Here is a 12,644-nt window from a genome sequence, read left to right as displayed (position 1 = left end):
TCAAGCGAGAAGAGATTTTGCGATGCTCATCAGATCAAAGATGGGCATATTGGTCAGCTTTCGAATGTCGGATCGCCACTTTGGCATTCCGACACACTCAATCACCAGTGCTCGAACATCCTTAAGCGACCCATCGCTCAGCTCGCTTTTCAAACGGGTGACAAATTCCTCGCGGAGACTTTCTTCCGTCCAGCCACTCGACTTGAAGCAATCAGGATCCTCAATAACTTTCCAGGACGGGAGATCACTAAAACCCACAATCCGCAGGCGCTCAATTCCATTTTGATCATGAAGAAGCGCTTCGACGCATGGTTTTGAAAAGGTGAGCACCCCAATCAAGCCCGATGTTGCCGAGAGCGCCAGATCAAGAAAATCGAGACCACTAAGCAGCGCTGGCGTTTCATTGCTGCCTCTCAGCAACTTCCAGCCGCACCAGAAGAATCCGCAGTTCGCGATTACAAGATCGGCCTCGCTTTCCAAGCGGTGTACGGCTCGAGTGACGCCCTGGACCGCACTGTCCGCCCCAGCAAGCGTCTCTCTCGGCCCTCCGCCTCTTGCGACTGCATAGACAGTATCGAAGGGCCACGATGCCGGGCATTCAATACTGCCAATACAATCTGAGCCAAGGCCGACCCGGTCGGCTCGAGAAAATCTTCCGTAGTCGGCAGTGAGATTGTTGTATTCCATCAAAGCAACACCGAGCGTCGGGCCAGATCCTTTAGTCATTGCCTTATGTCTCCTATGAACTTCTATTGCTCCCAGTCATCAGGCCTCCAGCCAGCCCTTGGCAAAGGCGTAACCGCCCATCAGACCGATGCGCCGCCCACCCAACGCACGCTGCTCGATGCCCTTAGGGAATAGTCGATATGAAGCATTGATCGGAAAGTCGTTGCCGATCGGGCCGTAGCCGCGCACGACCGTGTCGAGCACCTCGCGGCGGTCGATCGCGAGCTTGAGCGCCATCCTCAGATCATTGTTGTCGAACGGAGTGGGGAGCGGCTTGCGAGTCGCGGTGGAGTAGCCCATTATCACCTTCATAAGCTTTTCGATCGCCCTCTCGCACCGCCTTTTCCCCCGTCTTGCGATCGTAGTCCTCTGGACGAGACTGACCGTACGGGTTGATCTCGCCCGTCCGATCATTGTTCCACACGACGGCTACTCGCATGAGCTACTCCTTGGATGTTTGCCCGCTTCCCCGTTCAGGCGCTCGGATTGGGCTGATTGGGTGAAACAGCTCGTCTGTACCGCCGCGCCTTCACCGGGTCCCACGCAATCGGCGTGACGCCGAAGAAGTTGTACGAGCAAGAGGTGAAATCCCTGTGTCGCGAGGCACCGGCGGACACCTCCGTGTGTCGGCATGCGAACATAATGTTCTCAACCGGACAACGGCGGACATGGATGGACTTTGGGTGAACACAAGAACGCTGAGGAAGGAATAGGTCGTGTTCCATCAGGGCACGAAGCCGCTCGCGAGCGCGCCGTTAGCAAGGCTGCTAGACGAACAGTCGAGACCGTCCCTCAGCGCCGTCATGAGCCTAGTTTGATGGGGTGAGCGCTCCTCACGGCACCGCTGTGCCAAAGTGGTGTCGTTGATCATCGCTTGACGGAGACAGTTAGCACAATCGGAATGCAATTCAGCACGGCTTTGGCCACGAACTCTGGTCCATGGTTCGACCGAATATGTCCCGGCCGGTGACCGCACCTATCCTTTTCGCCTCTGTTCGATGGGTTTGTTCAGGCATTTTTTGAAGGTCGCACGTGACTGCTAGAGTGGGGAGTTCGTGCGCACAAGACATGAGGGGCAACTGCGCTGTTTTGCGAATATGAATAGCCAGTGACGATACCACCAGCCTGGGCAGGCGCGCGGGCCGCGGCTGCCGTTTAAAGCTGCAGAGCCACCGCCAGACTTGACTAGCCATTCGTTTGTAAAGGCTGACCTGGGATGTCGCTGCGAGGGCGATTCCTCTACGTAAGGCGCGGGCCATCTGAAAACGCGATGGCAGCGTCCGGAACATTATATTGGTGAACTCAACACGAAGTATCGCATACTTGGCAGGAAACGAACGAACTGAAACCACCGTCAACCCAGTCCGCAAAAAAGAGCGAAGTGAAGTGCAGATCAAAGATGTCCTGCTCGCGCCTGGCAACGGCGCATTTTTCTATGACGATCAGGAAGCCATTAGGTCCGGCGCTACACAGGACGGATTCATCTATGTCGGCGCACCCGCAACGCCTGGATTCGAGTCGATTCGCATTCCAGCATGTTCACTCGGCGTCGGGCTCGTGCTTGCCGACGAGACCGTTGTTTGGGGCGACATGGTGAACGTCCAGTATTCTGGTGCCGGCGGACGCGATCCGCTGTTCGACACCAAGCAAATCTCGGATTTGACGTCGCGGGTTGTGGTCCCGCGGCTTCTCGATGTTGATGCATCTCGCTACCTTTATGCCTGCGCGAACGTTTTCGAGCCCTGCGAGCACAAGCGGTTACCTCTCGCGATTGAGTATGGCGTCAGCCAGGCTCTTCTTCGCGCGTCCGCCCATCTTCACGGTGTAACAATGGCGGAGATCGTGTGCAGTGAATTTAACCTACCGCTGCCAAATCGTAGAGTTCCGATCTACTGTCAGAGCGGCGATGCTCGCGAAATCAACGTCGACAAAATGATCCTGAAAGCGGTGGATGTTCTTCCGCACGGACTGATCAACTCACGGCAGAAATTCGGCGTCAACGGCCAGACCTTCCTGGATTTCGTGAAGTGGGTTGCAACACGCACGCGCGAAATCGGCCGGCCGGGGTACCATCCGGTGCTGCATTTCGATGTGTATGGCGGGATCGGCCAGGAAATCAGTCTGGAACCGCAACGGATCGCCGACTTTATCTGCAAGGTTGCAGACAGCGTTCCGGGTTTCGCACTGAACATTGAGTCGCCGGCGGATTTTGGTTCCACACAAGCCCAAATTGAGAATTATGCCCGGATCGTATCGATCTTGGACAACCGGGGTTCCAGCGCTCGCATTGTCGTGGATGAGAGATGCAATACGCTTGAGGATATCCGGCTTTTTGTCGAAGCGAAGGCTGCGCATCTCGTTCAAATCAAAACCCCCGATGTTGGCTCAATTGCCGACACGGCGCGTGCAGTTCTTCTCTGCAAAGCAAACAAAGTGGGCGCGTATGTCGGAGGGAGCTGTACCGAGACAGATCTCTCCGCCCAAGCTTCTGTCCACATATCCGTGGCAACCCAGGCGGACATGATGCTTGCAAAGCCCGGAATGGGGGTCGATGAGGCATTCTCAATTGTTGGGAATGAACAAAACCGGTTGCTGGCGATGCTGAACCGTCGTCGGGCTCATGACGAAAAAATTGGATGAAAAGCACGGTGTCGCATGCAGAACTCTCTTGAGGGGATCACTGTCGTCGCGGTGGAGCAGGCGGTGGCTGCGCCTTACGCATCGTCGCGACTTGCGGATACTGGAGCACGTGTCATCAAGATCGAGCGGCCCGAAGGGGATTTTGCCCGGAACTACGACAGGTTGGTGCGGGGACAGAGCGCTTACTTCGTCTGGCTCAATCGGGGTAAGGAGTCGGTCTGTCTGGACCTGAGATCTGAAGCGGACCGCTCCGTCCTGGACACGCTCATTGCCGGTGCTGACGTCTTCATCCAAAATCTAAAGCCGGGCAGCATAGAAAAACTGGGTTTCGGGTCTGCGAACCTCCGTAAGCGGTTTCCTCGGCTGATCACCTGCGACATCTCTGGTTTCGGAGAGACAGGCCCGTATTCCCATTTGAAGGCATATGATCTCATCGTTCAGGCGGAAACGGGTCTGTGCGCGATCACCGGCAACCAACAAGGGCCTGCACGTGTCGGAGTCTCGGTTTGCGACATCTCGGCGGGCATGACGGCGCACAGCGCCATTCTTCAGGCGCTCTATCACCGAGAGGTCACCGGCGAAGGGACCAGCATCCAGGTGTCACTGTTCGATGCCCTCGCCGATTGGATGAACGTGCCGGTTCTGCAAAATGACTACAGCGGCTATCACACGGTACGCGCCGGCGTGAAACACCCGTCGCTGGCGCCATATGGCGCGTATCGTTGTGCCGACGGCAAAGAGGTTGTCTTTTCGGTGCAAAATGACCGCGAATGGGTAAATTTCTGCGAGAAGTTCCTCAAGCGAACCGAGCTGACACGCACACCTGGTTTTTCCGACAACATGGAGCGCCTCGACAATCGGGTGCAACTTGACGAGATCATCGCGCTACGCTTTTCCGAACTGTCCTGTCACGAAGCAATGCAGGAGCTTGAGGCGGCCGGTCTGGCATATGGCCGACTAAACGAGGTAGCTGATGTTTCTGGGCATCCCCACGTTCGCAGGGTAGCCGTTAGTACGCCCGAAGGAACTATAGAGACGATAGCGCCGGCGGCGATCTTCAACGCGGAGCGTCCCTCGCTTCGCCCGGTTCCAGCTCTTGGCGCTCATACGCAGACTGTCCGGGAAGAGGTTCTGGGGCGTTTGCGCGATAGGGCCGCGTCAGCATGAGAGCGCATCGTGTCGGTAGGTGGACGCGCTCGCGATTTACAGAAGGCGTGACGGTTCCTTGCCATCCAGTGCGGGCACTCGGCAAACTGGCTGCCACCGTCCTCCCTAAAGTCGGCCGCAGAGGCACTCCGTGATCAAGGACACCGTTCCAGACGTTGAACGCCCGACGTCTTTGCCCCGCTGGAGATCCCTGCTCTTCGTTCCCGCTCACGTTTCCCGCTTCGTTGGGACGGCTCATGAACGGGGGCGGACGGCGTCATACTCGACCTTGAGGACTCCGTTCCCCAGAACGAAAAGGCTGAGTCACGGCGGCAGCTCCCTGAATCGGTGGCAAGGGTGGGCCGCAAGGGCGCATCTGTGTTGGTCCGCGTGAATCGTGGTTTGCGGGCGTTGGCGGCGGATCTTGATGCAGCCGTGGTGGCAGGTGTTGATGCACTGGTCCTTCCGAAGACGGATTCGGCGGAGTGGGTATCAGAGATCGCGAGTGCCGTATTGGAACTCGAACGAGAAAGAAATCTTGTACAGGAGCGCATCCGTTTCCTTGCTCAAATCGAGACACCGGCAGCACTGCAAAAGCTCGCCGCCATAGCGTCGGCTCATCCCAGGATGGTTGCAATGGCGCTTGGCCCTGAAGACTTCAGTGCCTCTGTTGGCGGAACGCCGGAAATCGACCTTCTCCTGACGCCGAACCTTTCCGTTCTATTTGCCGCCCGTGCGGCCGGATTGCTTCCTCTGGGCTTTGTTGGAAGCATCTCCGAATTTTCGGACGTTGATAAACTTCGTCAAACCGCGGCGCATGCGCGGCGGCTTGGCTTTGCCGGAGCTTTGGCGATCCATCCGAAACAGGTCGCCATATTCAACGAGGCTTTTTCGCCGAGTGCACAGGAACTCGAGTGGGCCCGCAATGTGATCGCGGCGGAGAACGATGCCGCCGCCCACGGAGCGTCTGCATTCTCGTTGAATGGTAAAATGGTTGATCCGCCGGTGGTAAGGCGCGCCCACGACACTCTGGCTCTCGCGGGAAGCAACCAACCTACCTCCGATCAATGAGATCGTGTGTCTTTCCACGCGCTAGGCAGGTATTACTTGCTGGCCATCTAGTTTCGAGATAAATACGAAGGGACTGGGAAAGTACCTTAGTTGGGTTAAGCCGTGGATATCAGGCAGTTAAAATACTTCGTCGGCGTCGTGGAAGCCGGCAGTTTTACGAAGGCCGCTGCGCTCCTTCACGTTGCTCAAAGCGCCTTAAGCCTGCATGTACGTCAACTGGAGGAAGGGTTCGGAACCCAGCTGCTAGTTCGCGATAGGACGGGTGTCAGCGTCACGGCCTCCGGAGACAGGCTGCTTGAGCGAGCACGGGTCATCCTAAGGGAAATTCAGCTCACTGAGGCGGAACTGACCAACTCGGTGGCTGCTCCTTCCGGAGAAGTGACCATTGGCATTCCGTCCGGAGCCGCTCGCGTGCTTAGTGGCCCCCTGCTCGAATCGGTAAGAAGTGAACTGCCGAGGATCTCGCTTAAAATGATCGAGGGCATGACGGGACCGCTGGAGGAGTGGATGGCTGCTGGCCGTCTCAATCTGGCAGTCCTGTACCGCACTGCCGAGAGCGTGGGGCAAATGACGGTGCTCGCCCGCGAAGAGTTTTGCCTGGTCGTGCCGCCGGGTGAACCGCCTTTCGAAGATTCGATATCGCTCACCGACCTGCACGCGTTTCCCCTGGCGGTTCCGATGCGCAATAACAATGTCAGGCGTTCGGTGGCTGATGTCGTTGCGCAACACGGTTGTGTGCTCGACGTACGGTTCGAAGTCGACTCCCTTTCTACGATCATCAATATGGTCATGGAAGGAAAGGCGTATTCCATCCTTACCCCGTCGGCCATTCAGAAAGAAGCCTCTCAAGGGCAGGTCCGAACGGTGAAAATCATTGATCCCGTAATTGTCCGGTCCGTTGTCCTTGCCGTCAACCCGAAAGATGAGCGCTCTCCAGCCGTCTCTGCCGTCCGCAAGCTGATCCCCAGGGTCGTCAAGACATTGATCGAGAGCGGACACTGGTCAGCCACGGCTCCGGACCGGATTTAGCAAACTCGAGCAGAGAACTTGGCAATGTGCCTCTGGATTCGGCGTGAACTCCAGGTCGCCGCGACGTCGCTGACCTTCGCCACGGCACCGGCATCACGGGCTGGCCGCTCGGTAAGTGGAGGCGCAGGGTCATTGTGTCGGGTCATCGGTGTTCCTTCCAGAACGGTGGAGTTCGCTACCAGACCCCACTGGGAAGGGCGGTGACAGCCGAGTTATCCAGCTAGATTGACTCCTGGAAGTACGTCACCAAGCTATGTTTCCTTATGGGTGCAAGTTGGATCTGTAAGGGACGATGTTCGAGGCCTTTGAGAGCTTCGACATATGACGATTTCAGAGTTTACGCTTAAGTCCAAGGACGAGGAGCCGGTCCGTCGGCTGGAGATCTTCACTGGTTCGGGTCGGCGGCGTGAGTGGCGGCCGGAGGAGAAGGCCCGGATAGTGGCGGAGAGTTACGAGGCGGGCGAGACGGTTTGTGCTGTGGCACGCCGGTATGGACTTTCCCCGCAGCAATTGTTCACCTGGCGTCGGGCTGCTCGTCGGCCGATGGGGGAGACAGCGATATCGGAATCCATGTTCGTGCCGGCGGTGGTGATGGCAGCGCCTCCGAAGCCTGCGGCGAAGCATCGGCCACAGCCAAGAAAGTGGGAGCCGGCTCGAGACGCTGGTGTGATCGAGCTCGAGATCGACGGTAAGCGGTGTTTCCTGACCACCTTTCGGGAGTGGTCGCGATCTGTGAGGTTGCCGATCCTGTATTGGGATCGGAGATCGGCTTGTGTCTGGACTTGACCTTACGCTTGACCCGGAGCGGCAGCTTCGGCGTTTCGAGGTGATCAACGGTGCCGGCGGTCGGCGTCACTGGTCGGTGGATGACAAGGCGCGGATCATCGCAGAGACGCTGGAGCCGAATGCGATCATTTCCGAGGTCGCCCGCCGTTATGGTCTCAGGCCGCAGCAGGTCTTCGCCTGGCGCCGCGAAGCGCGCAAACAGGTCGCTTCGGTGCAGCAAGATTCTCCTGCCTTTGTGCCGGCGGTTGTGGCGGCGGCGGAACCTGTAGCCAGCCGTTCACCGAAGCAGCGGAAACGGCAAGCCACCCGAGATGCCGGCATGATCGAGCTTGAGATCGACGGCGTCGCGATGCGCGTCGGCCGGGGCGCCGATACCAAGACGGTGGCCGCAGTGATCCGCGCGCTGAAGGCGACGTCGTGATCGGGCCGACGGGTGCGGTCAAGGTCATGGTGGCGACGAAGCCCGTCGACTTCCGCAAGGGTGCGGAGGGATTGGCGGCGCTGGTGCGAGAGACAATGGGGGCCGATCCGTTCAGCGGGGCCGTCTACGTCTTCCGGGCGAAGCGGGCTGACCGGATCAAGCTGATCTTCTGGGATGGCACCGGGGTTTGCCTCTATGCCAAGCGTTTGGAGGATGGGGAGTTCCGCTGGCCGAAAGTGCATGACGGCATGATGCGGCTGACGGCCGCGCAGCTCTCGGCGCTACTCGAAGGTCTCGACTGGCGGCGAGTCCACGAGGCGCGCCGGACCCGCGTTCCAGCCCAGGCGGGCTGACCCGCGACGAAGTGAATCAGCCTGGATTCCGCTGTCGCGGGCTGTCGGCGAATATGGTCTGATCCGCTCATGGCGATGACGGCTGACCAGCTTCCCGACGATCCGGACGCGCTGAAGGCGATGGTCCTGGCGCGCGACGTCGAGAATGCCCGTCTGATTCAGATCATCAAGGAATTGCAGCGTCACCGCTTCGGCCGGCGTGCCGAGACGCTCCCCGAGGATCAATTGCTGCTGGGGCTCGAAGAGGCCGAGCAGATCGAGGCCGCCGACGAGGAAGAGAACGAACAAGCATCTCCCGCAGAGCGCCTGGAGCGCGCCAGGAAGCGCCGGACGAACCGCGGCGCGTTGCCATCCCATCTGCCGCGGGTGGAAATGATCGTCGACATCGAGGACCATGCCTGCCCATGCTGCCGCAATGGCTTGCATCGGATCGGCGAGGACGTGAGCGAGCGGCTCGACATCGTTCCGGCGCAGCTGCGTGTAATCGTCGTGCGGCGGCCCAAATATGCCTGCCGCGCCTGCGAGGACGTCGTGGTTCAGGCTCCCGCGCCGGCCCGGCTGATCGAGGGTGGTCTTCCGACCGAGGCAACGGTCGCCCAGGTGCTGGTCTCAAAATATGCCGATCACCTTCCGCTCTATCGTCAGGCGCAGATCTACGCCCGGCAGGGTATCAATCTCGATCGCTCTACGCTCGCCGACTGGGTCGGCCGCGCCGCCTGGCACCTGCGTCCGGTGCATGAGCGGCTGCTTGGCAAGCTGAAGTCCTCGCCAAAACTCTTCGCCGACGAGACGACCGCGCCGGTGCTCAATCCCGGCCGCGGCAAGACTAAGACAGGTCAACTCTGGGCCTATGCCCGCGATGACCGACCATGGGAGGGGAGCGACCCGCCGGGCGTCGCCTATGTCTATGCGCCGGACCGAAAGGCCGAGCGTCCGATCGCTCATCTCGCAGGCTTCACCGGAATCTTGCAGGTCGACGGCTATGGCGGCTATCGCGTGCTGGCCGACAAAAGCGGCGTCACGCTCGCCTTCTGCTGGGCGCATGTCCGTCGGCGCTTTTATGAACTGGCAGCAGCCGGTCCCGCGCCGATCGCCAGCGAGGCGCTGAGACGGATCGCCGAACTCTACAAGATCGAGGATGACATCCGTGGCCGATCGGCCAACGAGCGCCGCGCGATGCGTCAGGACAAAAGCCGCGCCATCGTCGCCGATCTCGAACCCTGGCTGCGTGAGAAGCTCGGCCTGATCAGTCAGAAGACCAAGCTCGCAGAGGCAATCCGCTACACGCTCTCACGCTGGGAAGGCCTCTCGCGCTTCCTTGACGACGGCCGCATCGAGATCGACAGCAACACCGTCGAACGCTCGATCCGTCCGATCGCGCTCAACCGCAAGAACGCGCTCTTCGCAGGCTCTGACGGCGGCGCCGAACACTGGGCAGTCATCGCCTCGCTGATCGAAACCTGCAAGCTCAATGGTGTCGAACCGCTCGGCTATCTCGCCGATGTCCTCACCAGGATCGTCAACGGCCACCCCAACAGCCAGATCGACGATCTCCTGCCTTGGGTCTACATCAACAAGCTCGAGCTCAAGGCCGTGGCCTGAGAACACCGCTTACGATCGACGGCATCGCAATGAGGGTGGGTCGTGGGGCGGATTCGAAGACGGTTGCAGCGGTGATCCGTGCGCTGAGGGCAACGTCTGAGATCGAGCAGACGCGCACGCATTTCTTCACCGCGCGTGAGCTTGGCGACGGAGTTGACCTTCATCTTGACCTCAAGTTCCGTGACCGCGCCGCCTCGCCAGACAATTCTGGCCACAGCCACATCGTGCTCGCCGCGATCGAGAACGACTTTTTCGACCAGACACCGCAACAGCGCCTTGCGATGCGCGTCCGTCGTGGCGACGTCCGCCCAGATTTGCGGCAGGCGACCGGAAAGGGTGACGACCTTGCTGTTGAGGGTTTTGCCCAGCGCCATTTGCATGACGGGCTCGGCCGAAACTTGCTGGGCAAGGGCTTCTTCGGCAGCGCGAACCTCGCTCAACGCCGCTTCCCATCGACGCTCGAATTCGCCGGCGACAAGACGATTGTCCGGATCGACGCGGTTGAACTGGCGCTCGGCCAACGCTGCAGTATAGCGCTTGCGCTCAAGCTCACGTTCCGCGCTGCTGCGCAGGGCCTTTTCGACCTGCTGTTGCGCCGGCGGGCTCGCGACAGCGCATCAATCTCGGCAGGCGCCAGCGCCGCCAAGAATGCGTCGGCCACAGCGGCATCCACGCGTGAAGCGCGGATGTGCTGGCAAGCCGGCAAGCCAGTGTGGGAGCGCAGATGATTGCACACATACTCTCCGCCACCTTTGTAGCGAACGTACATCTTGTGGCCGCACCGCCCGCACCAGACGATGCCATGCAGCAGAAGCTCGCCGTTGCGGGGAGCACCTCTCGTCTTGATGCGCATGTATTCGGCTCGGTTGTCTCGCACGACGTCACGGATATTCTCATGGGTTGGCCAGTCGATGTAAGGCGGATACCGGTCCTTCACGACGATCCGCCATTCATCGATCGGCCGCGCCACCTTTGCCGGCGAACCGCCTTCGCACGGGGTGGCACCGGGCCTGGTTCGTCCATAGACGAAGGCACCGGCATAAGCGGGGTTCTTCAGGACTTCTTTCCAAGCTGCCAAAGAATTTCTTGACGCCGGTTACAATTTCGTCGGCGCCAATCTTCCGGGAACCGGATGCTCGGAAGGCGTCATCGAGTTTTGGCACGAACAGCAATGACTAAAGGCGGGCCCTATGGTGCCTAATTGATCGAATGGATTGCGAGGCAGCCCTGGAGCGATGGGACATCGGAATGGTCGGCAATTCGTCGGCGGGGCAGCCGCAGTTTTGGGTCGCAGCGGAGCCACCCCTCATTTGCGAGCGATAGTCGCAAGCGGTTTCGGGGACGGCTATGACTTTTGGGTTCGGCCTGGCGGCATGCTGCAGTGGCAATTAGCAGGGTGGCAGTTTGAGGGTGAGTTTGTGACGCAGGTCGCGGCGCGGAACGACGTATTAATCAGGGCGATGCCGAGTGCGCTATTATCCGTGGTGGCGATAGGCAGGTAGCACCAGGCGCGGCCGCCGCTCCGTTGAGGCATTGACCATTCTTGCCGTGCGCCTCCACAGGCATTGCCGCCTTCGGATGCTGGCGCCGCTTGCCACGGAGCGGCGGTCGACAATCGAAGGGAGCTTTTCGTTACGGTCGAGCGCCGATTCCGTAACGAAGCATGACACCGCGAAAACGTCACGCGCCAGCGAAGCGGAAAGCTAAACAAGCGCTTGACTTCAACCTGTTGAATAAGGAAGCGACCCTCGTCTTTGATCGCACGAAAAGGGCGGGCCACCGATCTCCGATCCGGGACATGACGTCTCATGTTCTTCAAGCGACCCCGCAGATTCGTACTACCGGTTCGCGATAACGGTCTGTAGCAATACGCATCGCCGTGACCGCCCATTTACTTGTATGCGACGACGACGAGGCGCGGGCCGTAAGAAGTAAACTCTTCGCCTTCCTGCCCATAGGCTTCAACAGAATCGAACCCCGCCCTTCGCAACATGCGAACGCATTCGGAAAACCCATATTGTCTGATAGAAAGACGCATGCGTCTAACGCATCCATTGCGGACGACGATCCGTTCGCAGTTTCGACGATCGGTCAGTGCGTCGTTGCTGATTATATCAATTCTTAGATCATTGTTGCGCTGCACAATCTCGTAGGTAGGCGACTGCTCGCGAAGCAAAAAGAAGCGATTGATCTGATCGATTAGCAGACGCCCGCCCTTTCGAAGTGAAGCAGCGGCTTCGTGGAGGACCCTCTCATTATCAGCTTCATCGAAATAGCCAAACGTCGTGTACCACAAAAAGGCCGCGTCAAACCGATCTCGCCAGGGGAGTGAGCGCATATCCCCACGAGTATACTCAACATTTACCCGGCGTTCAGCCGCATCCGCTTGGGCCTTTTTCAGCAAGATCGGCGAGATATCCAGGCCGGTTACCCGCGCTCCTTTTTCCGCCAACCGGTTGGCAATCCGCCCATAACCACATCCGAGTTCAAGAACTGAGTTGCCGTGTCCAAGCGAAAGAAGCTTCCATATTGCTTCTACCTCCCGGTCACTTCTCTCGGGCGGATTGACTAAATCGGAAAAATGCAGGTAATCGTCGCTGAAGTACGATTCGAGTTCAGACATAGAATGTGTAGCGGTCACGTCGCTCATGATCGTTCTCCATGTTTGATATATTATCTAGAAATGTACTGTCGTAACGTCCACACTTTTGCGTTTAGCCGCGTGAATTATAAGTAAAATATTTGTTATTATTATTAATTAGTTAAAGAGTCTGTCGATATGCATCAGGAAATCCTTGCAGTTTTTAGCTTCTTCCAGCGATTCGCCTTTGCAGGAAACAGCAGGTCTTCTGTCTTGCGATTTCAGATTT

The 12,644-nt window shown here is 58.7% G+C and carries 11 protein-coding genes and 1 pseudogene; 7 read left to right on the top strand and 5 right to left on the bottom strand.

The genetic code is table 11. The annotated features are described in order from the left end of the window. Together EJ078_RS09435 and EJ078_RS09430 are read right to left on the bottom strand one after the other, a co-directional pair. Window positions 1–726: a hypothetical protein gene (locus EJ078_RS09435; protein WP_208721247.1), complete on the bottom strand. Its 726-nt coding sequence runs from the start codon at window positions 724–726 to the stop codon at window positions 1–3. Window positions 727–831: 105 nt separating this feature from the next. After that, window positions 832–987 (bottom strand): annotated as a pseudogene (locus tag EJ078_RS09430) (peptide ABC transporter substrate-binding protein); the annotation flags it as partial. 1,125 nt (window positions 988–2,112) lie between these two features. On the opposite strand from EJ078_RS09430, the gene EJ078_RS09425 reads away from it, so the two are divergent. The 7 genes from EJ078_RS09425 (at window position 2,113) to EJ078_RS09390 (ending at window position 9,774) form a co-directional block, all read left to right on the top strand. Beyond that, the gene (locus tag EJ078_RS09425) at window positions 2,113–3,366 is read left to right on the top strand and encodes a methylaspartate ammonia-lyase (protein ID WP_208721628.1); all 1,254 of its coding nucleotides are present in this window, start codon (window positions 2,113–2,115) and stop codon (window positions 3,364–3,366) included. A 15-nt stretch (window positions 3,367–3,381) separates the two neighbouring features. After that, window positions 3,382–4,533: a CaiB/BaiF CoA-transferase family protein gene (locus tag EJ078_RS09420; RefSeq protein WP_208721245.1), complete on the top strand. Its 1,152-nt coding sequence runs from the start codon at window positions 3,382–3,384 to the stop codon at window positions 4,531–4,533. A gap of 258 nt (window positions 4,534–4,791) precedes the next feature. Then, window positions 4,792–5,583, top strand: a complete 792-nt coding sequence (locus EJ078_RS09415) for a CoA ester lyase (RefSeq protein ID WP_245459236.1) — start codon at window positions 4,792–4,794, stop codon at window positions 5,581–5,583. Window positions 5,584–5,685: 102 nt separating this feature from the next. Beyond that, window positions 5,686–6,612, top strand: coding sequence for a LysR family transcriptional regulator (locus tag EJ078_RS09410; protein ID WP_208721243.1), 927 nt, complete (start codon window positions 5,686–5,688; stop codon window positions 6,610–6,612). Between the two features lie 772 nt (window positions 6,613–7,384). Then, window positions 7,385–7,819: a transposase gene (locus EJ078_RS09400; RefSeq protein WP_024505581.1), complete on the top strand. Its 435-nt coding sequence runs from the start codon at window positions 7,385–7,387 to the stop codon at window positions 7,817–7,819. Next, complete coding sequence (gene tnpB / locus EJ078_RS09395; RefSeq protein ID WP_024505580.1) at window positions 7,816–8,172, top strand: IS66 family insertion sequence element accessory protein TnpB; 357 nt, start codon at window positions 7,816–7,818, stop codon at window positions 8,170–8,172. The genes EJ078_RS09400 and tnpB overlap by 4 nt, the downstream gene beginning before the upstream one ends. A gap of 69 nt (window positions 8,173–8,241) precedes the next feature. Beyond that, window positions 8,242–9,774 carry an IS66 family transposase gene (locus tag EJ078_RS09390; RefSeq protein WP_024505579.1) on the top strand — a complete coding sequence of 511 codons (1,533 nt, stop codon included), beginning with the start codon at window positions 8,242–8,244 and terminating at the stop codon, window positions 9,772–9,774. Here EJ078_RS09390 and EJ078_RS30260 read toward each other — a convergent pair. The 3 genes from EJ078_RS30260 to EJ078_RS09380 all read right to left on the bottom strand — a co-directional run bounded on the left by EJ078_RS30260 (window position 9,738) and on the right by EJ078_RS09380 (window position 12,424). Beyond that, window positions 9,738–10,214: a hypothetical protein gene (locus EJ078_RS30260; protein WP_245459159.1), complete on the bottom strand. Its 477-nt coding sequence runs from the start codon at window positions 10,212–10,214 to the stop codon at window positions 9,738–9,740. The two genes, EJ078_RS09390 and EJ078_RS30260, sit on opposite strands and share 37 nt — an antisense overlap. Then, window positions 10,211–10,852, bottom strand: a complete 642-nt coding sequence (locus EJ078_RS09385; RefSeq protein WP_245459156.1) for a recombinase zinc beta ribbon domain-containing protein — start codon at window positions 10,850–10,852, stop codon at window positions 10,211–10,213. The genes EJ078_RS30260 and EJ078_RS09385 overlap by 4 nt, the downstream gene beginning before the upstream one ends. An 813-nt stretch (window positions 10,853–11,665) precedes the next feature. Continuing rightward, the gene (locus EJ078_RS09380; RefSeq protein WP_208721239.1) at window positions 11,666–12,424 is read right to left on the bottom strand and encodes a class I SAM-dependent methyltransferase; all 759 of its coding nucleotides are present in this window, start codon (window positions 12,422–12,424) and stop codon (window positions 11,666–11,668) included. Between the last annotated feature and the right edge of the window lie 220 nt (window positions 12,425–12,644).

The sequence above is a fragment of the Mesorhizobium sp. M1A.F.Ca.IN.022.06.1.1 genome, assembly GCF_003952605.1.
In the GTDB taxonomy this organism is placed as follows: Bacteria; Pseudomonadota; Alphaproteobacteria; order Rhizobiales; family Rhizobiaceae; genus Mesorhizobium.
Note: the sequence above shows the minus strand (reverse complement) of the source record. Positions and strands in the feature narration are given on the sequence as shown.